At 70.7% G+C, this 25112-nt stretch carries 22 protein-coding genes; 2 read left to right on the forward strand and 20 right to left on the reverse strand.

What is annotated here, in order from left to right; all coding sequences use genetic code 11:
* Positions 1-113 precede the first annotated feature (113 nt).
* From MFF01_RS04060 to bchF, 20 genes are all read right to left on the reverse strand, one after another.
* Positions 114-254: a hypothetical protein gene (locus MFF01_RS04060; protein ID WP_238222261.1), complete on the reverse strand. Its 141-nt coding sequence runs from the start codon at positions 252-254 to the stop codon at positions 114-116.
* Positions 251-1393: a phytoene/squalene synthase family protein gene (locus MFF01_RS04065; protein ID WP_373319622.1), complete on the reverse strand. Its 1143-nt coding sequence runs from the start codon at positions 1391-1393 to the stop codon at positions 251-253. Before MFF01_RS04065 ends, MFF01_RS04060 begins: the two co-directional genes overlap by 4 nt.
* Complete coding sequence (locus MFF01_RS04070; RefSeq protein ID WP_238222263.1) at positions 1374-2900, reverse strand: phytoene desaturase; 1527 nt, start codon at positions 2898-2900, stop codon at positions 1374-1376. The genes MFF01_RS04065 and MFF01_RS04070 overlap by 20 nt, the downstream gene beginning before the upstream one ends.
* 44 nt (positions 2901-2944) lie before the next feature.
* Complete coding sequence (gene bchO / locus MFF01_RS04075; RefSeq protein WP_238222266.1) at positions 2945-3841, reverse strand: alpha/beta fold hydrolase BchO; 897 nt, start codon at positions 3839-3841, stop codon at positions 2945-2947.
* A 10-nt stretch (positions 3842-3851) separates the two neighbouring features.
* Positions 3852-5543, reverse strand: coding sequence for a magnesium chelatase subunit D (locus tag MFF01_RS04080; protein WP_238222277.1), 1692 nt, complete (start codon positions 5541-5543; stop codon positions 3852-3854).
* Complete coding sequence (gene bchI, locus MFF01_RS04085; RefSeq protein ID WP_238223050.1) at positions 5540-6514, reverse strand: magnesium chelatase ATPase subunit I; 975 nt, start codon at positions 6512-6514, stop codon at positions 5540-5542. Before bchI ends, MFF01_RS04080 begins: the two co-directional genes overlap by 4 nt.
* Positions 6515-6764: 250 nt before the next feature.
* Complete coding sequence (gene hemA, locus MFF01_RS04090; RefSeq protein ID WP_238222279.1) at positions 6765-7982, reverse strand: 5-aminolevulinate synthase; 1218 nt, start codon at positions 7980-7982, stop codon at positions 6765-6767.
* Between the two features lie 70 nt (positions 7983-8052).
* Complete coding sequence (gene puhE / locus MFF01_RS04095) at positions 8053-8919, reverse strand: putative photosynthetic complex assembly protein PuhE (RefSeq protein WP_238222282.1); 867 nt, start codon at positions 8917-8919, stop codon at positions 8053-8055.
* Between the two features lie 3 nt (positions 8920-8922).
* On the reverse strand, positions 8923-10005 hold the full coding sequence (acsF, locus tag MFF01_RS04100; RefSeq protein ID WP_373319623.1) for a magnesium-protoporphyrin IX monomethyl ester (oxidative) cyclase: 1083 nt from the start codon (positions 10003-10005) through the stop codon (positions 8923-8925).
* Complete coding sequence (locus MFF01_RS04105) at positions 10002-10304, reverse strand: O2-dependent cyclase accessory protein (protein WP_238222284.1); 303 nt, start codon at positions 10302-10304, stop codon at positions 10002-10004. Before MFF01_RS04105 ends, acsF begins: the two co-directional genes overlap by 4 nt.
* Positions 10301-10765: a photosynthetic complex assembly protein PuhC gene (gene puhC / locus MFF01_RS04110; protein WP_238222287.1), complete on the reverse strand. Its 465-nt coding sequence runs from the start codon at positions 10763-10765 to the stop codon at positions 10301-10303. Before puhC ends, MFF01_RS04105 begins: the two co-directional genes overlap by 4 nt.
* A gap of 11 nt (positions 10766-10776) precedes the next feature.
* Positions 10777-11454, reverse strand: a complete 678-nt coding sequence (gene puhB, locus MFF01_RS04115; RefSeq protein WP_238222288.1) for a photosynthetic complex putative assembly protein PuhB — start codon at positions 11452-11454, stop codon at positions 10777-10779.
* Complete coding sequence (gene puhA / locus MFF01_RS04120) at positions 11451-12230, reverse strand: photosynthetic reaction center subunit H (RefSeq protein ID WP_238222290.1); 780 nt, start codon at positions 12228-12230, stop codon at positions 11451-11453. Before puhA ends, puhB begins: the two co-directional genes overlap by 4 nt.
* A gap of 17 nt (positions 12231-12247) precedes the next feature.
* Complete coding sequence (locus MFF01_RS04125) at positions 12248-13660, reverse strand: BCD family MFS transporter (RefSeq protein WP_238223053.1); 1413 nt, start codon at positions 13658-13660, stop codon at positions 12248-12250.
* Positions 13661-13677: 17 nt separating this feature from the next.
* Positions 13678-14403, reverse strand: a complete 726-nt coding sequence (gene bchM, locus MFF01_RS04130; protein ID WP_238222292.1) for a magnesium protoporphyrin IX methyltransferase — start codon at positions 14401-14403, stop codon at positions 13678-13680.
* Positions 14404-14414: 11 nt separating this feature from the next.
* Positions 14415-15308, reverse strand: coding sequence for a ferredoxin:protochlorophyllide reductase (ATP-dependent) iron-sulfur ATP-binding protein (gene bchL / locus MFF01_RS04135; RefSeq protein ID WP_238222294.1), 894 nt, complete (start codon positions 15306-15308; stop codon positions 14415-14417).
* The gene (locus MFF01_RS04140; RefSeq protein ID WP_238222304.1) at positions 15305-19066 is read right to left on the reverse strand and encodes a magnesium chelatase subunit H; all 3762 of its coding nucleotides are present in this window, start codon (positions 19064-19066) and stop codon (positions 15305-15307) included. The genes bchL and MFF01_RS04140 overlap by 4 nt, the downstream gene beginning before the upstream one ends.
* Entirely contained in the window at positions 19041-20600 is a 1560-nt protein-coding gene (gene bchB, locus MFF01_RS04145) for a ferredoxin:protochlorophyllide reductase (ATP-dependent) subunit B (RefSeq protein ID WP_238222306.1), read from the reverse strand. Before bchB ends, MFF01_RS04140 begins: the two co-directional genes overlap by 26 nt.
* Positions 20601-20605: 5 nt before the next feature.
* Positions 20606-21886: a ferredoxin:protochlorophyllide reductase (ATP-dependent) subunit N gene (locus MFF01_RS04150; RefSeq protein WP_238222308.1), complete on the reverse strand. Its 1281-nt coding sequence runs from the start codon at positions 21884-21886 to the stop codon at positions 20606-20608.
* Positions 21883-22395: a 2-vinyl bacteriochlorophyllide hydratase gene (gene bchF, locus MFF01_RS04155; RefSeq protein WP_373319625.1), complete on the reverse strand. Its 513-nt coding sequence runs from the start codon at positions 22393-22395 to the stop codon at positions 21883-21885. Before bchF ends, MFF01_RS04150 begins: the two co-directional genes overlap by 4 nt.
* Before the next feature lie 307 nt (positions 22396-22702).
* Here bchF and MFF01_RS04160 point away from each other — a divergent pair, with 307 nt between their 5' ends.
* Both MFF01_RS04160 and ppsR read left to right on the forward strand, forming a co-directional pair.
* Entirely contained in the window at positions 22703-23578 is an 876-nt protein-coding gene (locus tag MFF01_RS04160) for a cobalamin B12-binding domain-containing protein (RefSeq protein WP_238222309.1), read from the forward strand.
* 35 nt (positions 23579-23613) lie between these two features.
* Positions 23614-25068, forward strand: coding sequence for a transcriptional regulator PpsR (ppsR, locus tag MFF01_RS04165; RefSeq protein WP_238222311.1), 1455 nt, complete (start codon positions 23614-23616; stop codon positions 25066-25068).
* Positions 25069-25112 lie beyond the last annotated feature (44 nt).

Below are 25112 nucleotides of genomic sequence, written 5' to 3' on the forward strand. Positions count from 1 at the left end.
TACGTTTTCCGCCTGATCCGTTCGGTAATGTGGTGACTCGCAGTCTCCCTCTCCTGAAAGGAGAGGGAGACTGTCGCGCCCGCTCGATCCGAAGTGATCAAGCGGACATCGTATCACTCCGGTCCGTCGGCCCGATTCCGCTCGCGATCCGCCCGGATGCCGCGCTTGAGCACCATGAGCTGCCAGATCGCCAAGCCGAGGGCCAGGGCGAAGACGAGGCCGATATCGAGGGCGGCGAAGAGCGAATCGCTCACGAGGCGGCGTGCGACGCACCCTCGGGCGCGAACGCCGGGCTCGAAAAGGTCTCGCGTTCGCGTAGGGCCTCGACGAGGTCGAGGACGCGGGCGATCTGGCCGGGCATGTCCCACCAGGCCGGCCCGGTCGCGACCGGTTGGGTGGCCACGGCCTCCACGAGGAAGGCGACCTCGGGCAGCGGCGGCGCGGCCCGATCGGCCCCGTCGGCGAAGGACGGTATCAGGGCGCGGGCGAGGAGCGCCGCCTTGCGCCGCCCCCCGACCCGGGCGCGGCTTCCCACCGGGTCGAGGCCCTGACGTTCCAACTCACGGCCGATCTCGGCATAGATGAGCCGGGCCGCGCGGATCGCCGGGCGGCAGGTGTGCGGCAGGCCCGAGAGTCCCGCCTCCGAGCGGAGGTAGAGAAGGTCGGCGGCCGCCAGCAGGCGGGCGACCACCCCGGCCAGGGCCGGGCTCGGGCGCGGATCGGCCAGGAACGCGTCCGGGTCGATGCCGGCCTCCTTCAGCCAGTCGACGGGCAGGTAGAGGCGGCCGGCCCGGGCATCCTCGCCGACATCCCGGGCGATGTTGGTGAACTGCATGGCGATTCCGAGGTCGCAGGCCCGGGCGAGGACGCCCGGGTCGCGTGACCCCATGATCAGGGTCATCATCGCGCCGACGCTGGCCGCGACCCGCGCGGCATAGGCCGTGAGGTCGGACAGGGTCGCGTAGCGCCGTCCCTCCCCGTCCCAGGCCAGCCCCTCGATGAGCGCGAGGGGCAGGGCCTGCGGAATCGCGTGGGCGACGACGAGGTCGGCCAGCGCCCGGTCGGCGGGGGCATCGGCGGGGCGCCCGTCATAGGCGCGCGAGAGGCGTGCGGACAGGCGCGTCACGGCCGCCGCCCGGGCCCCGGGCGCCACGCAGTCCACGGCGTCGTCGGACAGGCGGCAGAAGGCATAGAGCCCGTAGGCCGGGCGCCGGACCTGGGCCGGCAGCAGGGCCGAGGCGGCGAAGAAGCTGCGCGAGCCCGCCCGGATGGCGTTCCGGCAAGCCGCCCGGTCGGCTGCGTCGGCATGGGGCGTCGCCCAGAGGGGCGGTCGGTCGGGTTCCGGCACGGCCCAGAAGGACGGCCTGACGGCCTCAGGCGAAGACACGCGCATCCGGCACCACGGAATCGAGGACTCGGGCAGAGGAGAGGACGCCGGGGAGCCCGGCGCCCGGATGGGTGCCGGCCCCGACGAGGAAGAGGTTGCGCACCCCCTCCGAGGCGTTGTGCGGCCGGAACCAGGCCGATTGCGTCAGCACCGGTTCGAGGCCGAAGCCCGAGCCGCGATAGCTCAGGAAATCGTGGGCGAAGTCGTTGGGCGTCGTCACCTTCGACGTGACGAGGGATTCGCAGAGGCCCGGCATCACGGTCGCCTCGAGATGCCGGGCGATGGCCTGCCGGTAGGGTTCGGCCAGCGCCGTCCAGTCCTGGCCGCCGTCAAGGTTCGGCACCGGCGACAGCACGTAGAAGGCGTCGCATCCGGGCGGGGCCAGCAGGGGGTCGGTGGCGGTCGGCCGGTGCAGATAGAGGCTGAAATCCTTCGCGAGGTGCTTTTTGGTGAAGATGTCGTCGATGAGGCCGCGATAGCGCGGGCCCATCAGGATGGTGTGATGGGCCACGTCCGGATATTTCCGGTTGGTGCCGAAGTACCAGACGAACAGGCCCATGGAGGAATGAGCGCGCTTGAGCCGCCCAGCGCTCCACCGACGGGCCTTTCCACCGAGCAATGTCCCGTAGGTGAAAGCCGAATCGGCGTTCGACACCACGATGTCGGCCGGAACCGTTTCCCCGTTCGCCAGGGTGACGCCCGTGGCCTTGCCGCCCGTCACGGTGATGCGGGCAACGTCGGCGCCGCAGCGCAGCGTTCCCCCCTGCCCCCGGATGAGGTCGCACAGGCCGTCGACGAGGCGCCCGGTGCCGCCCATGGCGAAGTGGACGCCCCAGCGCCGCTCCAGATGGGCGATGAGGCAGTAGATCGCGCTCGCCCGGAACGGACTGCCGCCGATGAGGAGCGGGTGGAAGGAGAAGATCGTCCGCAGGCGCTCGTCGCGGATGTAGCTGGCTACGAGATCGTAGACGGAGCGGTGGCCGCCGAGGCGCAGCAGGCTCGGCATGATCCGCAGCATGTCGGTGACCGACGAGAACGGCACGTGGCCGAGTTCCTCGAATCCGACCCGGCAGATCGCCTCGGACCGGGCCATGAAGGCCTCGTAGCCGGCGACGTCGTCGGGGGAGAATTTGGCCACCTCCGCCCGCATGGCGGCGATGTCGCCGCTGTAGTCGAAGGTGGCGCCGTCATCGAAGCGAATGCGGTAGAACGGTCGCATGGGCGCGAGGGTCACGTCCTCGTCCATGCGCCGGCCGCACAGGCGCCACAGCTCCTCGAACAGGAACGGCGCCGTGACGATGGTGGGGCCGGCGTCGAAGGTGAAGCCGTCCTGGCGGTGGACGCGGGCCCGGCCGCCGGGCTGCTCAAGGCGCTCCAGCACCGTGATCCGATAGCCCCGGGCGCCGAGGCGGATGGCAGCCGCCAGACCTCCGAAACCGGACCCGATCACCACCGCGTGCGGACGGGGATCCTGGTTCGTCGCGGTGTTCGGCATGTCGGCGAGTGTCAACATAACCTGACACTAATCCGCGTCCGCGACGTGAGGCAAGGCTTGTTTTAGGACGCGGCCTCGGCCGGGCTCGAACTGAGCTGGCGGATCACACGGGCGACCGTCTCGGGTGCCTCCTCGTGCGCGAGGTGGCCGAGGTTGCGCAGCAATTCCACCCGGGCGTGGGGCAGGCGCTTCTGCAGGGCGAAAGCGGTGTCCGGCGAGATCGCCAGGTCGTCTCCACCCACCACCAGGGTTGTTGGCACGGTGAGTCGAGGAAGCGCGCGGTCGAGGGTGGCCAGATCCCAGTTCGCCATCATGCCGAGCGCCCCGCCGACGTGGCCGGGGCAGCGGAACAGGCGCCGGTAGAGATCGAGTCCCTGGGCGTCGAGGCGTGAGCCGGTGCCGCGAATCAGGCGCTCCACCGCCGGGCGGTCGGCGGTCCAGGCGAAGAGTCGCGGGGTGACCGGGTTGAGGAACAGCATCCGGGCGAGCCCCGGAAACAGTACCGCGGCGAGGCCGGGGAACGGCGTCAGGGCGCCGTTGAGGGCGACGAGGTGGCGGGGCTCCAACCCGTCGAGGCAGAGGCGGACGAGGAGGGCGGCGCCGGCGGAGTGCCCGACCACGATGTCCGGTGCCACCCCGAGGGTCGAGAGGAGCTCGCCGATCGCCGCCGCCATGCCGGGCAGGGACAGGCGGGCGGCCGGCAGCGGGTCGGTGAAGCCGTGGCCGGGCAGGTCCGGCGCCACCACGAAGAAATCCTGCGCCAGCAGGGGCGCGAGGCCCCGCCAGGAATGGGTTGCCGCCCCGGTGCCGTGCAGGAGCAGGAGCGCGGGGGCGTCCCGACTTCCAAAGGTCTGGACGTGCCAGGTCAGGCCGGAGGCGGCGACGAAGCGGCTGGCCTCGCGGTGGGGCCAGTCCGCGCCTTCACGCTCCCAGACGGGTCGGTCGCTCGGCGCGGGCATGGGTCTGTCCTCAGGTCGCCGCCCGGATGGCGGCGCTCATCGCCCCCGCATCGGCGTAGGGCAGCGGGAGATAGCGCCCCCCCATGGCCTCGGCGAGGCGGCGGGCGGTGTCCTGCGGCCGGGCGGCGGTGTCGATGAGGATGGTGCGCACCCCATCCGCGCGCAACCCGGCGGCGGCCGAGAGGGCATCGGCGCCCGCCTGCGCCCGGCCGGTCGGCCCCGAGCGGGCGACGTTGGCGCGCCCGTCGGTGAGAACCACCACGACAGGTGTGCCCCCGCCCCGCCGCACGGTCCGGGCCAGTTCGGCGGCCGCGTCGAGGCCGGCGGCGAGGGGCGTGCCCCCGCCCCCGGGCAGGGCGCTCAAACCGCGCCGGGCCCGGGCAAGCGCCCGCGTCGGCGGCAGGATCACCTCCGCGCCCATCCCGCGAAACGCCAGGACGGCGACACAGTCGCGGCGGATATAGGCTTCCGAGAGCAGCAGCTCGACGGCGCCCTTGGCCTCGGCGAGGCGCTCCAGGGCGGCCGAGCCCGAGGCATCGACGGCGAAGATCGTCGTGGTCTGCGTGCGCTGGACGAAGCGGGTGACGCGCAGATCCTGCGGCCGGATCCGGATGCGTCGGGGCTCGCCCGCACCCTGGCGCAGGCGCTGCCAGGGCGCGGCGGCACGTAGCGTCTCGACGAGGGCAAGGCGCCCGTGGCGCGGATCGCCGGCCCGCGCGCCCATGGGACGGCCCGCTCGGGGCGACGCGGCGGGGGCGCCCGCCTTGCCCGCCTGGGGCTGGCGCGGGCGCGCCCCCGCTGCGAGGAGGCCGGCGAGGAGGCCGGGTGCCAGGGCGCTGCGCACGGCCTCGATCATGCGCTCGTCGAGGGGGGCGGGATTCTGATCGTCCTGTCCGGCACCTGATTCCGGCTCGGGCGCCGCATCGGGGTCCGTCTCCGGCGCGTCGGCCTCGGGCACCGGCTCGGGCATCCGCGTCGCCCTCGGGCCGAGGACGAGGCGGGCGGCCAGCACGGTGTCGTGTTCGCCCGGAGCGTCGCGACCCGCAAGGCGCGCCAGGAGGCGCGCGACCCGCGCGGCCAGGAGCGGCCCGCGCAGGGAGGCGATGCCGAGGGCATCGGCGGCCCGGCATAGGGCGGCCAGCGCGTCCGCGTCCGGCGGGCCGGGGTCCGCCACGCACGGGTCTTCCAGCGGGACCGCGTCGCGCCAAGGGATGTCCGTGAGGTCGATCCGGAAGGCGAGGCGGTCGCACAGCGCCTCTGGCACGGCCTCGTCGCCCTGGCCCTCGTCGAGGAGGATCACGCCGAGGCGGGCCGGGCAGCACCGGCCGAGGCCGTCGCGCTCCACCCGTACGGCGCCCGCATCGAGAACGGCCGCGAGGTGGGCGGCGTGGCCCGGCGACAGGCGCTCGGCCATGGGGACGACGAGGAGACCGCCATGGGTCTCGGCCAGGAGGCCGGTCTCGGCGACGGGGCGCCCGGCCGCGAGGGTGGCCGGCAGGTCGAGGCCCCCGAGCAGGCGCGCATCGGTGATGCTGCCCGGCATCCGCCGGATCGGGAGCGCCGCCGGCAGGGCGTTTCGCAGGGCGGCGAGCCAGGTCTCGCGCACGGGCCCCACCCCAGCCCGCACCACGACGCCGCCGGTCCCGTGCGGATCGGCCGCCGCGAGGCGCGCCACCAGCAGGGCATCGGCCCAGGCCGTCACGGCGCGAGTACCTCCGCGACGGCGCGCGTGACGCGGGCAGTGGAGCCGGATTCGTCCAGCGGATTGCGGCGCAGGCGGTGGCGCAGCGAAGCCGGGGCGATGCGGGCGAGGTGATCGAGGCCGATGGTCTCGGCGCCCTCCAAGGCGGCGAGCGCCCGAGCCGTGCGCATAAGGGTGAGTTCGCCGCGCAGGCCGTCCGTCCCGAGGGCGAGACACAGGCGCGCCGCCGCTTCCAGGGTTGCGTCCGGCACGGTGAGGGATGGCAGGTGCGCGCGGGCTTGGGTCAGGGTGTCGCGGATGGCGCGATCGGCCTCCGCATAGGCGGCGCGAAACGCCGCCGGATCACGCTCGTAGGCATCGCGTCGGCGCACCACGTCGATCCGCGTGGGGAGGTCCGTCGGCGTCGTCACCTCGACGGCGAGGCCGAAGCGGTCGAGGAGCTGGGGGCGCAATTCCCCCTCCTCCGGGTTGCCGCTGCCCACCAGCACGAAGCGGGCGGGATGGCGGATGCTCAACCCCTCGCGCTCGACGGTGTTCACGCCCGAGGCCGCGACATCGAGGAGGAGGTCCACGAGGTGATCGTCCAGCAGATTGACCTCGTCGATGTAGAGGAAACCCCGGTTGGCGCGCGCCAGCAGGCCCGGCTCGAACGCCTTCTGTCCCTGGGTCAGGGCCCGTTCGAGGTCGAGGGCGCCCACCACCCGGTCCTCCGTCGCGCCGAGGGGCAGGTCCACCACGGGCACCGGGACGATGTGGGTCTCGAGGCCGCCGGCATGGTCCCGGCAACGATGGCACAGGTCGCCGGGGCGGGCGGGATCGCAGGCATAGGGACACCCCGCCACCGCCCGCATCGGCGGCAGCAGGGCGGCCAGGCCCCGGATCGCCGTCGACTTGCCGGTGCCGCGGTCGCCGAACACGAGAACGCCACCGACGGAGGGGTCCACGGCCGCGATGAGGAGCGCCTGGCGCATCTCGTCCTGACCGACGATGGCCGAGAACGGGAAGGTGGGCGGGGCCGGATGCGGCTCGGCGTCCGGCCGGGGGACTGTCGTGCGTCCCGGTGCCCGGATCGCATCGGCCTCCGGGGCGAGGGGCGGGACGCGGGCCGGCTCACGGGACATCGCGCGGGTCGATCCGTTGACGATCATGGGTTCGATCTCCCGTTGCCTCGACGTGTGGTGCGCGGCCCCTGCCGCCTGCCCTGCGGAGGGGGGCGTCCGTCTACTCGGCGGCCGCGCGCTCGACGCCCATGCGGCCCCAGATGGCGCTGAGGGCATCCACCAGATGGTCGATGTCGGCATCCGTGTGCAGCGGCGACGGGGTGATGCGCAGGCGTTCGGTGCCGCGCGGGACCGTGGGATAGTTGATCGGCTGGACGTAGATGCCGAACTCGTCGAGCAGGGTGTCGCTGATCGCCTTGCACAGCACCGGATCGCAGACCATCACCGGCACGATGTGGCTGTCGTTGGCGAGATACGGAATGCCGGCCGCGTCGAGCCGCGCCCGAACCGTCGCCACCCGCTCCTGATGCCGGGCGCGCTCGATGCCGCTCGCCTTGAGGTGGCGGATGCTCGCCGCCGCTCCCGCCGCCACGGCCGGCGGCAGCGACGTGGTGAAGATGAAGCCCGACGCGAAGCTGCGCACGAAGTCGCACAGCTTGGCCGAGGCGGTGATGTAGCCGCCATGCACCGCGAACGCCTTGCCGAGCGTTCCCTCGATGACGTCGAGGCGGTGGGCGAGGCCGTCGCGCTCGGAGATGCCGCCGCCGCGTGCGCCGTAGAGGCCGACTGCATGCACCTCGTCGAGATAGGTGAGCGCGCCGTGCGCCTCCGCGACGTCGCAGATCTCCGCGATGGGGGCGATGTCGCCGTCCATGGAATAGACCGACTCGAAGGCGACGAGCTTCGGCCGGGCCGGATCGAAGAGGCGCAGCTTGCGGTCGAGGTCCTCCGGATCGTTGTGGCGGAAGATGTGGCGCTCGGCCCGGCTCGCCTTGATGCCCTCGATCATGGAGGCATGGTTCTCCGCGTCAGAGAACACGGCGCAGTTCGGCAGCCGGCCCGCGAGGGTGCCGAGTGCGGCCCAATTCGAGACGTAGCCGGAGGTGAACAGGAGGGCGGCCTCCTTGCCGTGGAGGTCGGCCAGCTCCCGCTCCAGGAGCACGTGATAATGGTTGGTGCCCGAGATGTTGCGGGTGCCGCCGGCCCCGGCGCCGCAGCGGTCGAGGGCTTCGTGCATGGCCGCGAGCACCGCCGGGTGCTGGCCCATGCCGAGGTAGTCGTTGGAACACCACACGGTCACGGGCCGGGTGCCGCCGGGGGTGTGGTGGGTGGCATGGGGGAAGCGGCCGTTGTGGCGCTCGAGATCCGTGAACACCCGGTAACGGCCCTCGCGGTGGAGGCCACCGAGTTCTGCGGCGAAGAAGTCTTCGTAGTTCATGACCTGTCCCCTTCCCGTTTCTTGTGCGTGGTCTCTGCCCGATCTCGTGCTCGTCTACGCGATGCTGTGCTCACCCGGTGGTTTCGGGGACGTCCCGGCTACGGGTCGCGAGGGTCGGGGCCGGTGCGGCCGTGCCGTACTCGACGGCGCCCCGCGCCGGCACGGGCGTGGCATCGGCGCCCCTCCCCGGCAGGCTCCACTGCCACAGGGCGGCCGAGGGCAGCGGCAGCATGAGAAAGCCGTGCTCCAAGGTGGCGAGCGCCATCAGGGTGGCGACGATGGTGAAGCCGACGAGTTCGTGGGCGTCGATCCCCTCCCCCAGGGCGGCCTGTGCCAGCCACACAGTCCCGAACCCTGCGAGCGCCACGGAGACCGGGAACAGGGGGTTCATCGGCCGGTTGCGCAGGAAACCGGCGAGGTAGGCGAGATGCGCCGGCAGGAACTCGGCGTTGAGGTTGCGGACGCCGAGGAACATGTTGAGCCGGGCCGAGAGGTTCATGCCCGCGAGGATGAGGTAGGTCCACAGGGCGAAACGATTGGGGCCGCCCCAGGTGAGGCCGAGGATGGCCGCCCCCCCGAGGAGGATCGCCGCCTCGTGCCACAGGCTGGTCGCCAAAGCCGCGCGGAAGCGGGCAAAGCCCCGCGCGCCCTGCGGGCAGGCCTCGGTGCGCGGCCCCGAGACGAAGCCCATGTAGTAGCTCATCTCCTGCCAGCCCCAGACGAGGAGCGCGCCGGTGAAGGCCGTGTAGGCGCCCGCCTCGCTGGTGTCGGTGGCGCTGGCCCCGATGGCCCACAGGGCGGCGGCCAGGATCAGGGTCCCGACCGCCATGCTCCAGGGATGGGTGGAGCGGGGCCGGTGGTCGAGCAGGATGATGAGCCCGGTGGAGAACCACCAGATCACCACCGCGTAGAGAGCCGGAACGGCGTAGGCGGCCATGACCTACCAGACCGGCTCGAGGCGGATTTCGGCCGGCATCGGGTTGTCGAGGGTCGGCAGGGCGTAGAGTCGGGCGAAGTTGACGGCCGAGGCCGCGATCCAGGCCCCGTGCTTGAGCTTGCCCACGAGCCCGCCCCGCGCCTTGGCGTCGGCGATGCCGTTGGAGCAGGCCAGCAGCCGGTCGAGGGCCCGCTTGAACTTCGGGTTCTCGAGGTCGAGGGTGAGGGGGAAGGTCTGCTTCGAGATCTCCGAGGTGATGCGGAACACCTTGAAGTCGTAATCGGTGGGATCGACGCCGAGCGCTTTGTGGAAGGCCGGGCGGCAATGATCGCGGACATACATGGTCGCGAAGACGGCGAGCAGGAAGAACTTGATCCAGTAGCGGTTCACGCCCGTCGTGAGCTTCGGGTTCGCGCGCATGAGCAGGGCGAAGGCTTCGCCGTGGCGGAACTCGTCGTTGCACCACTTCTCGAACCACTTGAAGATCGGGTGGAAGCGCCGCTCGGGATTGCGCTCCAGTTCGCGGAAGATGGTGATGTAGCGCGCGTAGCCGATCTTCTCCGAGAGGTAGGTCGCGTAGAAGATGAACTTCGGGCGGAAGAAGGTGTACTTCTTCGATTTCGTCAAGAAGCCGAGATCGACGCCGATGCCGAAATCCTTGAGCACGTCGTTGATGAAGCCGGCGTGGCGCGCCTCGTCGCGGCTCATGAAGCCGAACAGCTCGCGGATGTCGGGGTTCTTGGCGCGCTTGCGCATCTCGGCGTAGAGCACGCAGCCCGAGAACTCGGCGGTGATGGACGAGACCAGGAAGTCCATGAACTCCTTGCGAAGTTCAGGATCGAGCCCGGACATGTCGGCGTCGAAATCGGCGTTGCGGGTGAAGTGACGCTTGTTCGGATCGGCGCGCAGCTCGGCGATGAGCTTGTCCCAATCCGCCCGCACGGGCTCGACGTCGGTGCGGTCAAGTTCCTCGAAATCCGTGGTGTAGAAGCGCGGCGACAGGAAGGTCGTCTCCTGCGCCGCCTTCGTGCCCTCGTTCATGGGGAGCTTCGGCTTCACGGTCTGATGCTGGATCGAGACGGTCACAGGCGCCTCCTCTCGGAAAAGCTGACTTCGTAGAGCTCGGTGAGTTCGAGGTGGCCGGCGAGCTTGGTCCACAGCCGCTCCAGGCGTCCCGCCCGGATCACCGTGGCGGTGCGGCGGACGACGAGGCGCTCGCCGTAAGGAACGCTCACGGGGGAATCGTGAACCTGGACCTCGTCGCCGGGTTCGATGTCGAAATCGGCGTCGAGGATGACGTGGGCGTGGAGACTCTCGGGCGTCTGCTCGATCTCCACGGTGCAGGGCACCTCGACGCTGGTGCGGCTGGTCAGCCAGGCGATCATCGGGCGGCTCCGGGCTCGGGCAGCAGGCGGGCGAACGCGACGAAGTTCGAGGGTCCGAAGGCCCCGAGATTGACCGCGCGCCCCGTGAGCTCGTCGTCGAGTTGCAGGCTGCCGTCGTTGAAATGCGTGAGGCGAAACGGTGCTTCGCGGCCGAGGCCGGCCCTGAGGCGGGCCTGCCCGAAACCCCGCAGGGTCGCCCGCATGAAGTTGTCCTGGCCAGGCGCCACCGTGGCGACGGCGGTGCCACGCTCCGCGTCGCGCAGGAGGATCGCGCCGTCCGTCCGGTCCTCGGCGGTGAAGCGGAGCGTGCGCACGGCTTGCGCCGGTGGCATCCGGGTGAGGCCGACGCCCTCGTATCGCCCGATGCCGACGCTGCCGAGGACGAAGGCGATGAGGAGACCGGCGCCGATGGGAAACCAGCTCGTCCGGCCGAAGGGGGCGTTCAAGGTGCGTCCGCTCATGGCGCCCCTCTTCAGCTGGCGGTGGCGAGGCGGTGGCCGCGTGCGCGGCGCCGGATCACCGGGCTGGCGGCCTCCTCGTCGATCGCGCGGGCCGCCGAGAGGGCACGGGCGAGGATCGCCGAAACCTCCGCCGCGTTCGGCACCGAACGCATCATCGGTTCGGGGCGCGTCACGTGCCACGGCCGGGCGTGCGGCCAGAGATGGAGATAGGCGATGCGGTTGCCGGGTTTCACCGCGAGGGCGAGGTCGCCGCTGCCGTCGGAGAAATGGCGGCAGCCGGCCTCGGACACGAGGCTAAAGGGAAGGTTGAGGGTCATCGGCAGAGCGATGCCGACCCGCATCACCACCCGGCGGTTGGTGATCGTGTAGGTGGTCGTGCGGGCCGACAGCCAGCCGAGCAGGCCAAGGAGCGCGATGGCGCCGGTCCCGACGACGAGCGTCGGTCCGGCCGCGCGGGCGGCGTCGAGGACACGGCCCTCCATCGCCGGGGGTACGGCCGCCCACAGGGCCAGTCCGGCGAACCACAGGCCGACGAGACGGATGTGCAGGGCGCGGTACGCGATGGCGAGGCCGCCGGGACGGCCCTGCCAGAGGATGTGCTCGCCCGCCGGCAGGGGGGCGGGCAAGCCGGGCGGCGCGTCGAACCGATTTGCGGGAACGCCGTGGGGGGCCGTGCGGGCGCGGGTCACAGGTAGGCCTCCTGACGACCGGGGGTGGCGTAGAGGGTGCCGGCTCCGAAGAAGGCCATGATCCGCTCCTCCTCGTAAAGGGTCACGGAGTCCGGATCCGCGTGAGCGGGAATGTCGGCGAACTGGTGGGCGAGCAGGGCCTCGGTCTTCACCGTGCGGGTGAAGCGACCCGTGCGGCAGAAGGTGTTGGGCATCAGCACCCGCCGGCCGCCGGCTCCGAGTTCGACCTCGTAGTAACGGACCATCGATTCACCCCGGTCGACCCAGAGATCCGAGACGGTGCCGGCGGGCTGCCGGTCGGCGCCGAACACGGTCATGCCGATGGGATTCGGTCCGTCCTCGTGGACCACGAAGTGTTCGGCCACCCGCAGGGGCACGATGCGCTTGTCGCCGTCCCAGGTGCGGTCGTGGGAATTGTCGCGGTCGGCGAAGGAGCCGGGGCCGATCTGGTCGTGCATGCCGTCGGTCTCGGGCTCGAGGGGGGCGCCGGGCCAGACCTCGTGCTTGTGGCCGCGATAGTTCCAGGTGTTGGGGCCCTCCTGCGGCGGCGCGGTCTTCACCTTGCCGTCGGAGAGGCGGAAGAACTTCGGCGTCGGGATCAGGATCGGATCGGGCGAGGCGCGCCGACCGGCCGCCAGTCCCTCGGCTTCCAGGGGGTAACCCTCGCGGCGGTCCTCGCGGCGCAGGTAGAAGATCAGCCCGGCGAAGAAGATCCAGAACGCGTAGAGCACCACCTGCGCGACGTCGACGTAGCCCGTGATTTCACCTCTCGGCATGGCGTGTCTCCCGGTTCTCAAACGGATGGGTTGGGCAGGGCCTGGCCTGCGTGCCCGGCGCGCCGCCGGGCGGCGGGGTCGCGGACCAGGGGGCCGATGGCCACGAGGGTGGCGAACAGCAGGGCGATCTCGAGGTGGTAGACCATGAGGTAGCCGGTGGAGGGCTGGTTCATTCCCTCCCCCAGGGCGCCGGAGGTCGCGAGATACGAGCCGAGATCGCGCAGGATGCCGCTCGCCGCGATGGCGACACCGGCGGCACTCGCCTGCACGGCGCCCCAGGCGCCGAGCGCCAGCCCGGTCTCCTCCGGGCCGGCCTTCGCCATGGAGGCCGTCAGCGTGCCGTGGGCGAACAGGCCGCCGCCGAGGCCGATGAGGGTGACGCCCAGAGCGAAGAGCGGGATGGAATCGAGGGGCGCTGCGAAGATCACCGCCGAGAAGGCGAGGATGCCGGTGCCGGACCCGGCCGCCGCCACCCGGAAGGCGTCGCCGCCCCGGCCGAGCCAGCGCGCGGCGAGCAGCAGGCCGAGGCCGCCGCCGGCCGCCAGCATCGCGGTCAGCGCCGTGGTGGCCGCCACGGGCAGATGCAGGATCTGGCCGCCATAGGGCTCGAGCAGGATGTCCTGCATGGAGAAGGCGGCGGTGCCGAGCCCCGTGGCGACGAGGCGGCGGCGGGCAAGCCCGCTGTTGGCGTAGGCCGCCCAGGATTGCGAGAAGGTCCGGCGTGGGGCGTGCCGGTCGGTGCGGGAGGGATCGCGCGCCTCCTGCTTCCACAGGGCGATGCCGTTGAGCACGAGGGTGACCACGGCCGCGCCCTGGATCACCTTGATGAGGCGCAAGGCCGAGAAGTCGGCAAGAAGCAGCCCGAACGCCACGGCGCTCACCAGCATGCCGACGAGCAGCATCACGCACAGGAGCGCCACCACCTTCGGGCGGACATGGGCGGGGGCGAGATCGGTGGCGAGCGCCAGACCCACGGTCTGGGTGGTGTGGAGGCCCGCCCCCACGAGGACGAAGGCGAGGGCCGCCGCCACGTGTCCGGGCCAGACCGGCCCGGTGGTGTCGCCCGACAGGATGAGGAGGGCGAAGGGCATGATGGCGAGCCCCCCGAACTGCAGCAGGGTGCCGAACCAGATGTAGGGCACCCGGCGCCAGCCGAGCACCGAGCGGTGTGTGTCGGAGCGAAAGCCCACCAGCGCCCGGAACGGCGCGAAGACGAGGGGCAGGGACAGCATCACGGCGACGATCCAGGCCGGCACGTCGAGTTCGACGATCATCACTCGGTTGAGGGTGCCGATGAGGAGCACGGCGGCCATGCCGACGGTGACCTGGAACAGGGCGAGGCGCAGCAGGCGCCCCAGGGGCAGCTCGGCGGTGGCCGCATCCGCGAAGGGCAGGAGGCCGGGTCCGAGGCGCATGAGGCCCCGGGCCATGGTGCCGCCGAGGCGGGTCACCGCGTGCCCCTCTCGTCCGTGGACCGGCGGGTCAGCGCGAAGGCCTGCGACAGGTAGAACGCGCTGTTGACCCGGTGCGTCCGCGCGAGGGTGAAGGCGCCGAGGACCGGTTCGGTGGCGACCCGGCGGCGCAAGGTTCCTTCCGCCACGGGCACGATGGCGGGCGCCCGGTCGGCGCGGGGAAAGGCGCGGCCGGTCCAGTGCATGAGGGTGAGCAGCGGCGTGCGCGGCGCCACGGTGAACACCACCGAGCCGTCCGTCCGCAGGGACAGTTCGGCCAGCGCCCGGACGATGTCGGGGGTGGCGTAATGGATCAGCGAATCCATCGCCACCACGTGGTCGAAGCGCCCGAGGGAGGTGTCGAGCATGCAGCCGACGCGAAAGTCGATGCGGGCCGCCTCGGGGCATTCGGCGAGGCGTTCGCGGGCGAGGCCGACGAGCTTCGGCGAGACGTCGATGGCGACCACCTCGGCGCCGCGCCGCGCCGCCTCGAGGCTGAGCGCCCCGGTGCCGCAGCCGGCATCGAGGATGCGCCGGCCGGTGAGGTCTTGCGGCAGCCACGACAGGAGGGTCTCCCGCATGGCGTCGCGTCCGGCCCGCACGGTGGCGCGGATCTTCGACACCGGCGCGTCGGAGGTGAGGCGCGCCCAGGCGTCGACGGCCGTGCGGTCGAAGTATTGGGTGAGCTGTGAGCGGCGGGTCGCGTAGGTGGTGCTGGTCATGGCGCGCGCCCTCAATCGAAGCCCAGGAATTCGAACAGGTCGCGGTCCTTCATGGGGAGCGCGGAGAGCGGCTTGCCGCCGGCCCAGAGATGGGCGGCGAGCCGCATGTATTCGTCGGTGACGGCGACGAGTTCGGGCGTCGGCTCCATCTCGAACAGGGTCGATTTCTTCAGGCGCGAGCGGCGCACCACGTCGAGGTCGGGGAAGTGTGCGATGCGCTCCAGGCCGGTGGCGGCGTTGAAGCGGTCGATCTCGTCGGTCTTGGCCGAGCGGTTGGCGATGACGCCGCCGAGCCGGACGTTGTAGTTCTTCGATTTCGCGTGGATCGCCGCGACGATGCGGTTCATGGCGAAGATCGAGTCGAAGTCGTTCGCCGTGACGATGAGGGCCTGATCGGCGTGCTGGAGGGGCGAGGCGAAGCCGCCGCAGACCACGTCGCCGAGGACGTCGAAGATGACGACGTCGGTGTCCTCAAGGAGATGATGTTCCTTGAGCAACTTGACGGTCTGCCCGACGACGTAGCCGCCGCAGCCCGTGCCGGCGGGCGGGCCGCCGGCCTCGACGCACATGACGCCGTTGTAGCCCTCCGCCACGAAATCCTCGATGCGCAGTTCCTCGGAGTGGAACTGCACAGCCTCCAGGGCATCGATGACGGTGGGGGCCAACCGCTTCGTCAGCGTGAAGGTCGAATCGTGCTTCGGATCGCAGCCGATCTGCAGGACGCGCTTACCGAGTTTCGAGAACGCCACCGACAGGTTCGACGAGGTGGTGGACTTGCCGATGCCGCCCTTGCCGTAGACGGCGAACACCTTGGCGGTGCCGATCTTGAGGTTCGGGTCAAGTTCGACCTGAACGCTTCCTTCAGGTTGCCGCGACGCGACCGGGTTCCGGATGGCGATGTTCATGCTGCGACCCCTGCGGTGATACCCTCGAGACGGTCTTCGAGTTCGTCGCCCGCATTGCGCAGGGCGTCGAGCATGGCGGCGTCGGGCTGCCAGAAGCCGCGCTCGTGCGCCTCGATCAGGCGGTTGGCGACCTTGGCCGAGGCCGTCGGGTTGAGGGCGGCCATGCGCTCGCGCATGGCCGGATCGAGGACGAAGGTGGCGGTGATCTCGCGATAGACCCACGGGTCCACCTGCGCCGTGGTGGCCGACCAGCCCATGGTGTTGGTCACGTGGGTCTCGATCTGGCGCACGCCCTCGTAGCCGTGGGCGAGCATGCCCTCGTACCATTTGGGGTTGAGGATGCGGGTGCGGGTCTCGAGAGCGACCTGCTCGGTGAGGGAGCGGACGCAGCCCGCGCCCCGGGTCTGGTCGCCGATATAGACCGGCGCCTCGACCCCGCCCTTGGCCCGCTTCACCGCCCGGCTGATGCCACCGAGCGTATCAAAGTAATGGTCCACGGTGGTGACGCCGAGTTCCACCGAGTCGAGGTTCTGGTAGGCGAGATCGACATCGGCCAGCACGCTCGCGAGCAGGGCTGCCTGCTGCACCGGGCGCCCGTCGCGGCCGTAAGCGAAGCCCTTGCGGCGCGAATAGGTCTCGGCGAGCTCGTCCTCGCCGTCCCAGCGGCCGTTCTCGACGAGGTGGTTGACGTTGGAGCCGTAGGCGCCCTCGGCGTTGCCGAACACTCGAAGCGCCGCCGTCTCGAGGTCGCCGCCGTGGACGCGCTGGTATTCGAGGGCGTGGAGGCGGACGAAGTTCTGCTCCACCGGCTCGTCGGCGGAGGCCGCCAGCAGGCAGGCCTCGGCCAGGAGCTTGATCTGCAGCGGCAGCAGGTCGCGAAAGATGCCCGAGAGGGTGATCACCACGTCGATGCGTGGCCGCCCGAGTTCCTCCAGCGGAATGAGTTCGGCGCCCGCGAGGCGGCCGTAGCCGTCGAAGCGGGGCTTCGTGCCGAGCAGCGCCAGCACCTGCGCGATGGGGCCGCCCTCGTTCTTCAGGTTGTCCGTGCCCCACAGCACGATGGCGATGGAACGCGGCAGGGGCAGGCCGTCCCCGAGGTGGCGGTCGAGGAGGCGCTGGGCCTGGGCGGCACCGTCCTGCACCGCGAAGGCGCTCGGGATGCGGAAGGGATCGAAGCCGTGGAGGTTGCGGCCCGTGGGCAGGATCGTCGGATTGCGCAGGAGGTCGCCGCCGGGGGCGGGCCGGATGAAGCGGGCATCGAGCGCCCGCAGGAGGGCGGGGACCTCGTGGTCCTGGTCCAGCAGAGCATCCGTCGTCGCGAGGTCGCGCAGGATCGCGAGATCCGTGGCCCTCGGTACCGGACCGCCGGCCTTGAGGGCGGCTTCGGGGCTCGCCCCCGCCACCAGGGCGGCGACGCTGTCGCGCTCCAGGCGGACGCCGTGGGCGGAATCCGCCATGGCGAGGAGCATGTCGACCCGCTCCGCTCCCGAGAGCGGCGCCCCGACCACATGGAGCCCATGCGGGATCAGGGTGTATTCGAGTTCCAGCACCGCGCGGCCGATGCGGCCGATCTCGGCCGCCGCGTCGGTCCAGGCGGGGGCGGCCGGCGACAACTCGACCACGGCCGCCTGCGCCTGGATCAGGCCTGCGAGGTCGGTGCGCTCGATATGCGCCTCCGGCTCCAGGCCGCGCCAGCGCTCGATGGAGCCCTTGAGGTCGATGAGGCCGCGATAGAGCCCCGCCTGGGCGATGGGTGGCGTGAGGTAGCTCACCAGGGTCGCGGCCGATCGGCGCTTGGCCAGCGCGCCCTCGGAGGGGTTGTTGGCGGCGTAGAGGTAGATGTTGGGCACGTCGCCGATGAGCCGGTCGGGCCAGTCGGCGGCCGAGAGGCCGGTCTGGCGGCCCGGCATGAATTCGAGCGCCCCGTGGGTGCCGAAATGGATCAGCGCGTGGGCTTTGAAGTCCTCGCGCAGCCAGCGGTAGAAGGCGCTGAAGGCGTGGGTCGGCGCGAACCCCTTCTCGAACAGGAGCCGCATCGGGTCGCCCTCGTAGCCGAAGGCGGGCTGGATGCCGACGAAGACGTTGCCGAACTGGGCCCCCAGCACGAAGATCGACGCGCCGTCCGATTGCTGCCGGCCCGGGGCCGGGCCCCATTGCGCCTCGATCTCGGGGAGGTACCGCTCGCGCCGTACGTGGGTGTCGGTGGGGATGCGGGTGTGGACGTTGGCGGTCGCCCCGAACCGAGCGGCGTTGCCGGTGACCACGGCCTCGCGCAGGGCCTCGACGCCCTCCGGCACCGTGACGGCGTAGCCCGCTTCCCTCATGGCCGCGAGGGTGTGGTGGAGTGATTCGAACACCGACAGGTAGGCGGCGGTGCCGGTGTTTCCGGCGTTGGGCGGGAAGTTGAACAGCACGATGCCGACCCGGCGTTCGGCCCGCTCCGACCGGCGCAGGCGCACGAGCTGCTCGACGCGGGCGGCGAGCATTCCGGCGCGCTCGACGCAGGCATGCATGTCGCGGTCGTCCTCGCCCGCCGGGAAGACGCAGGCGACGTGGCAGCCCCGGCAGGCCGCGCCCGATTTGTCGGAGCGGCCGCCGAACACCATCGGGCCGGTGGCGCCGTCGAGTTCGGGGATCGCCACCATGATGGTGGATTCCACCGGCAGCAGGCCGCGGTCGGAGGCGCCCCATTGCTCCAGGGTCTGCAACTCGGCCGGATGGGCGGCGATGTAGGGCACGTCGAGGCGGGCGAGAATATCCTGCGCCGCCGCCGCGTCGTTGTAGGCGGGGCCGCCGACCAGGGAGAAGCCGGTAAGCGACACCAGGGCGTCGATGACCGGCACGCCGTCCTTCAGGAAGTAGCGCTCGATGGCCGGACGGGCATCGAGGCCGCTGGCGAAGGCCGGGATCACCGTGAGGCCGCGCGCCTCCAGGGCGGCGATGACGCCGTCGTAGTGCGCGGCGTTGTCCGCGAGCATGTAGGAGCGCAGGCCGAGTACGCCGACCGTGCCGCGATGTCCCCGCTCCGGGACTCGCGGGAGCGCGCCGGCATCCTCGCCCATCCGTCCGGGCAGGCGCGGATGGTACACCCCGACTTCCGGGTACTCGACGGGTGGGCTGGCTTTCAGCGTGCCGCGATAGATCCGGCGCGGACCGTCGGCGTAGCGGTCCACCAGGGCGCGGATCATGTTGAGGACGTTCTCGTCCGAGCCCGCGAGCCAGTATTGCAGGGTGAGGAAGTAGGCCCGCACGTCCTGGGCGGTGCCGGGGATGAAGCGCAGGATCTTGGGCAGGCGCTTCAGCATCCTCATCTGCTCGGCGCCGGTGCTGGCGGCGCGCGTCTTCGGCGAGCCCCGCAGGCGCTTGAGCAGCGCCATCGGCCCGCTCTGGCTGCCGTCCATGGTGAAGGCGCCGATGCGGGTGAGCCGGGTGGCGGGCGTCGCGCTCATCATGCAGACGAGGGCGTCGCAGGCGTCGCGGCGGGCGGCGAGATCGGCCAGGACCGGCTGGAAATGGTCCTCCATGAACAGCATCGCGCAAAGGAGGATGTCGGCCCCCGCGATGTCGGCCCGGCAGCGCGCGAGTTTTTCGGCGTTGGTGCTGAACTCCGTCGCCGCGTGCAGGACGATGGAGAGACCCGGAGCCTCGCGGCGCAAGGTGCGGCCCGCCCGTTCGACGGAGCTCGCGAGATGCGTGTCCATCGTCACGATGACGATGCGCACGGGGATGGGCTCAGCGGCCGAAATGCGCTTTTGCATCGTACAGCGTCTCGACGGTGATGCGGGAGAGGGCGCGCTCGCGAGCGAACCGTTCGGTGTTGGCGCGGGCCTTCGCCCGCACGAAGAACGGGATCTTCTTGAGTTCCTTCTCGGCCGAAGCCTCCCAGGCGGCCACGATGCCCTCGGGTGGCACGGGAACCGGTGGCGGGGTGATGGTTTTGGCGGGCGCGTCCGGTCCCGCCCCATGCCGGGCGAGGTGCGAGGGCGCGGCGCCGTCGTGGAACTCGGCATCGTCGCGGAACATGCCCAGCAGGTGCTCCTCCAGCCCCATCATCAGGGGGTGGACGAGGGTGTCGAACAGGACGTTGGCGCCCTCGAACCCCATCTGCGGCGAGTGCCGGGCGGGGAAATCCTGCACGTGCATCGGTGCCGAGATCACCGCGCAGGGGATGCCGAGGCGCTTGGCAACGTGACGCTCCATCTGGGTGCCGAGAACGAGTTCGGCCCCCGCTGCCTGGATCGCTGCCTCGACGTCGAGGTAATCGTCGGTGATCGTCGCCTCGATGCCGTGCAGCGCCGCTTCCGCCCGCACCTCCCGGGCGAATTCACGGGTGTAGGTGCCGAGCCCCACCACCTTGAAGCCGAGTTCCCCGGCCGCGACCCGCGCGATGGCGAGCGCATGGGTGGCGTCGCCGAAGATGAAGACCCGCTTGCCGGTGAGGTAGGTCGAATCGACGGAACGCGAATACCAGGGGAGCCGCGAGGGCGCGCCGGCGAGAATCGGGGCCGGATCGACGCCGGCCAGGGTCGCAACCTCCTCGACGAAGCGGATTGTGGCGCCGACCCCGATGGGCACGGTCTCGACCATGGGCTGGCCGAAGGTTTTCTGGAGGTGCTGGGCCGCCGCCCGGGCGATCTCGGGGTAGAGCACGACGTTGAAATCGGCGGCCCCCAGGCGCCCGAGATCGGCGGGGCTCGCGCCCCAGGGAGCGACGACGTTCACCGCGATGCCGAGCGCCGCCAGGAGCTTCTCGATCTCGACGAGATCGTCGCGATGCCGGAAGCCGAGCGCCGTCGGGCCGAGGATGTTGCAGGTGGGGCGTCGACCCTCGCGGGAGGTAAGCTGGGGCTTGGGACCGGCCAAAGCGCGCACGAGCCGATAGAAGGTCTCGGAGGCGCCCCAGTTCTCCTTCTTCTGGTAAGCCGGGAGTTCGAGGGGGATCACGGGGATCGGCAGGGCCAGCGCCCGGGCGAGTCCGCCGGGATCGTCCTGGATCAACTCCGCCGTGCACGAGGCTCCGACGATCATCGCCTCGGGCCGGAATCGCTCGTAGGCGGCCGAGACGGCGTCCTGGAAGATCGCCGCGGTGTCGGCCCCGAGGTCGCGGGCCTGGAAGGTGGTGTAGGTCACGGGCGGGCGGGCGTCGCGCCGCTCGATCATGGTGAACAGGAGATCGGCGTAGGTGTCGCCCTGGGGCGCATGCAGCACGTAGTGCAGGCCCCGCATGGCGGTGGCGATCCGCATGGCGCCGATATGGGGCGGGCCCTCGTAGGTCCAGAGCGTCAGCTGCATGGCCTTCAGACCTCCAGCCGGGTGCGACGCACGAGGGGACGGGCGAACAATTCGGCCAGATCGCCCGCCTGGTCGTAGCCCTGGATCGGGGTGAACAGCAGTTCGATCGACCACTTGGTCGCGAGACCCTCCGCCTCGAGGGGGTTCGCGAGGCCGAGGCCGCACACGGTGAGGTCGGGGCGCGCCGCGCGGCAGCGGTCCATCTGCGCGTCGAGGCTCTGGCCCTCCACCACCTGCGTGCCGGCGGGCAGCAGGGCGAGTTCCGGCGCCATGTGGCCGCGATGGAGGTAGGGCGTGCCGACTTCGATGAGGTCCGCGCCCATCTCCCGCGACAGGAAGCGGGCGAGCGGAAGTTCGAGCTGGGAATCGGGGAAGAAGAACACCCGTCGCCCCCCGAGCTGCGTCCGGTAGGGGGCGAGCGCCTGCTCGGCCCGGCGCAAACCGGGCGCGGTCACCTCGGCGAAAAGCCGTGGATCGACGGAAAAGGCGTCCGCCCCCGCCCGGAGCCACGCGGTGGTGCCTTCGGCGCCGAGGGGAAACGGCGCGGGAATCCGCGTCGCGCCGCGCGCTTCCAGCACGCGCGCCGTTTCGGCGAGGAAGGGCTGGGCCAGGAGAAACCGGGTGTTCGGTCCCACGGACGGCATCGCACCGGCTCGCCGGGCCGGCAGGAAGGCGACGCGCTCCACCCCCATCCCATCGAACAGGCGCGCGAACTGATCCTCGACCACGTCGGCGAGCGCGCCGACCACGAGGAGGGACGGGGCGGCCCCCGCCTCGGCGCGGGGCAGCTCCGGCACCAGGGCGGCGAGGCAGGCATCCTCGCCCTGGGTGAACGTCGTCTCGATGCCGCTGCCGGAATAGCTCAGCACCCGCACGTCCGGGGCAAAGCTCTGCGACAGGCGCTGGGCGGCGCGCGGCAGGTCGAGCTTGATCACCTCGGACGGGCAGGAGCCGACGAGGAACAGCAGGCGGATGTCCGGCCGGCGCTCGATGAGGCGGCGGGTGACCCGGTCGAGCTCCTCGTTCATGCAGGCGAGGCCGGCGAGATCGCGCTCGTCGATGATCGCGGTGGCGAAACGCGGCTCGGCGAAGATCATCACGCCGGCGGCGGACTGGACGAGATGTGCGCAGGTGCGCGACCCGACGACAAGGAAGAACGCGTCCTGGATCTTGCGGTGGAGCCAGACGATGCCGGTGAGCCCGCAGAACACCGCGCGCTGGCCGCGCTCCTGGCGGATGGCGACATCGCAGCCGGTCTCGGCGGGGGGGGACACGTGGGCATTCATCGTGCGCCCTCCGCATCGAGGTGCAGGGCGGGCGCGGTCTCGAGGCGCGCAGCCCTGAGCTTCAGGAGGAACTGCGTCGCGTTGACGGCGTAGGAGGCGTAGGCCGCAAGCGCCAGGAGCATCAGGCCGCCGGTGTCGAGCCAGCCCGTCACGAGGGCCATCAGGTAGGTGCTGTGTAGGGCCAGCACGAGCATGCTGACCATATCCTCCCAGTAGAAGGCCGGGGCGAACAGGTAACGCCCGAAGACAACCTTCTCCCAGATCGAGCCTGTGACCATGATGGCGTAGAGCAGCCCGGTCTTGGCGACGATGGAAGCATTGGCCGCCCATGCGCCCTCCCCCGTCGCCAGCGTATGCAGGACGAGGGCGAGACTCCCAAGGAAGACAAGGAACTGTAGCGGCGCCAGGACGCCCTGAACCAGGGTCCAGGCGGTGGCATCCCGGCGCGCGCGCTGTTGCGCGTCGTAGAGGGGCTGTCTCGGTCGGCGCCCTCCCTGAGCCATCGCCATGCTCTCTCGTTCTTCCCGTCCGACCCTTTGCCGGAGGTTTATGAGGCGAGGTTAGGAAGGCTCTGGAAGAGTGTCAAGCTAGCTTTACGTCAATTCATATTTACGAATTGAATGCAAAATAGTTATAGAATCGGGATTGTCAAAATGGTTCCAAAGCGTATCGTCGCGCCTTGTCGAGGGGGCACAAGCGTCTCCCTCGCCGTGAGGCATCCCGGCACGGTGTGCCCTGAAATGTGGAAGCTCGACGCCTAAGATCGTAGCGAAGCAAGAATGCCATCAGCAACATTGGGAGCGTCCAATGGATGAGATGAGGCAGTGTTCGGAAGGCTTCGCTTACGACACGTCCTGTGCCGAGATGTCGGACCTGTGCGAATCCGCTGTCGCCGCGAACCACCGCTCGGTCGACCGCGATGCGCGTTGGGGGGACGAGCTCGTCCGCCTCGTCGAAGCCGAGATCATTCCCCGGTTGATGATCGCCCACCGGCCCGGAACCAAGGCGGAATCCGGAATTATTTCTCTGGACGCGGCGAAGATTGACGCCTTCTGTGCCCTCATGCTGGCGCCCGCCGGAGAGTCGGTCGAGGTCCGCATCGCCGCCCTGATCGACCAGGGGTTCACCCCCGAAAACCTCATCCTCGACCTCCTCGCCCCCACGGCGCGTCACCTCGGTGTCCTCTGGGAGGAGGACCTGTGCGATTTCGCTGAGGTCACCGTGGCCATGGGGCGCCTCCAACGGGTCATGCACGAGATCACCCGCCGCTTCGGTGGCGAGACTCCGCAGCACCGGCATGGGCGCAGTATCCTGCTGATGCCGTGTCCGGGTGAAGCGCACAGCTTCGGCCTCGCGGTGGTCGAGCAACTGTTCCGCGATGCCGGGTGGGACGTCACCAGCACCCTGCGCGATCCCGAGATGGATCCGCTCCAGAGGATCCGGACGACGTGGTTCGACATGGTCGGCGTGTCTCTCGCCTGCGAGACACTGCTGCCGAACCTCGTGGGCGCCGTGAGTGTTCTGCGACGCCATTCGCAGAATCGCGCCGTTCGTGTCATGGTCGGTGGACCGGTCTTCACGGCCGATCCAGATTCTTGCAAATGCGTCGGTGCGGATGCAACCGCAGGTGACGCCCGCCACGCGATCAGCATTGCCGAAAGCTTGCTTGATCTTCCGGCTCGACCCTGCTGAAAGACCCGCCCGACCACATCACGACGTGGTGCACCTTGAACAGCCTGGCGCTTCCTGCCGCGAGTGGCGCATTCGCGGCGCTTCACGAGACCCTCGGTCCCCTCGACGCGCAGGCCGCCGGGCTCCTGGTCGCGGCCGCGACGGATCTGTCCCTCGTGATCGACGCCGATGGCGTGATCCGAGATGCCGCCTTCGGCGGGAGCGATCTCGTGGGCGAGGGCTGCGAGACCTGGCTTGGCCGGCCCTGGGCCGACACCGTCACCGTTGAGAGCCGCCCGAAGATCGCCGCCCTCCTCAGGGATGCCGCTCCGGGTTCGGTGACCCGCTGGCGTCAGGTCAATCACATGTCGGCCACGGGCATCGACCTGCCCGTCCGCTACGCTGCCATGCGTCTGAAGGACGATGGTCCGATCATCGTCCTCGGTCGCAATCTCCGGGCGATGGCCTCCCTCCAGCGGACCCTGGCCGAGACGCAGCAGGCCCTGGAGCGCGACTACCTGCGCATGCGGGGGGCCGAGACCCGCTATCGCCTGCTGTTCCAGCTCGGGGCCGAGCCGGTCCTCGTGGTCGATGCCGCGACGCGGCGGGTCACGGAGGTCAATCCGGCCGCCGCGCGCCTCCTGGGCAAGGCCGACAAACGCATCGTCGGCTCCGACGCCGTCGATCTGTTCGACGCGGCCAGCACACGAGATATCGAATCCCTGTTCGCCGGCCTGCGGGTCACGGGCCAGGCGAGCGATCTCGAGGCCCATCTCGGCCACGGGCGTGGTCCCGTGCGGCTCTCGGCCTCCCTGTTCCGCCAAGAGAGCACCACGAGCGTGCTCCTGCGCCTGGCATCGGGTCCGGACCCGGCCGCCGATGCCGGTCCGGGACGGTTGAGCGCCGGCACTCTGGACGTCCTGCGCAACCTGCCCGAAGGCTTCGTGGTCACCGATCCGGCGCGGCGGATCCTCGTCGCCAATCCGGCTTTCCTCGATCTCGCGCAACTCGCCACCGAGGAGCAGGTGCGCGGCGAACCCCTCGACCGCTGGCTCGGCCGCGACGAGACCGAGGTCGCCGCCCTGTTCTCCACCCTGGCGCAGCACGGTTCGGTCCGGCACTACGCCACGGGCTTTCGCGGCGAGTACGGGGCCCTGGAGGACATCGAGGTCGCTGCCGTCGCGGTGCAGGGCGGAGCCCAGCCGTGTCTCGGCTTCACCATCCGGGCCGTGCCGCGCCGGGCCGCGCCGGCGGCGTCCGGCGGGCACGAGCTGCCGCGATCCGTCGAGCAGATGACGGAACTCGTCGGGCGGGTCTCCATGAAGAACCTCGTGCGGGAATCCACGGACCTCATCGAGCGCCTGTGCATCGAGGCGGCCCTGCGCATCACCCGCGATAACCGCGCCTCGGCCGCCGAGATGCTCGGCCTCAGCCGCCAGGGGCTCTACGCCAAGCTGCGCCGCTATGGGATCGGCGACCTCGATGGACCGGAATCCACGGACGAAGCGTGAAGCTTCGGCGAACCGACGATTCCGTGATTGTAAATCAAACTTGA

Source organism: Methylobacterium adhaesivum, from assembly GCF_022179065.1.
Lineage (GTDB): Bacteria > Pseudomonadota > Alphaproteobacteria > Rhizobiales > Beijerinckiaceae > Methylobacterium > Methylobacterium adhaesivum.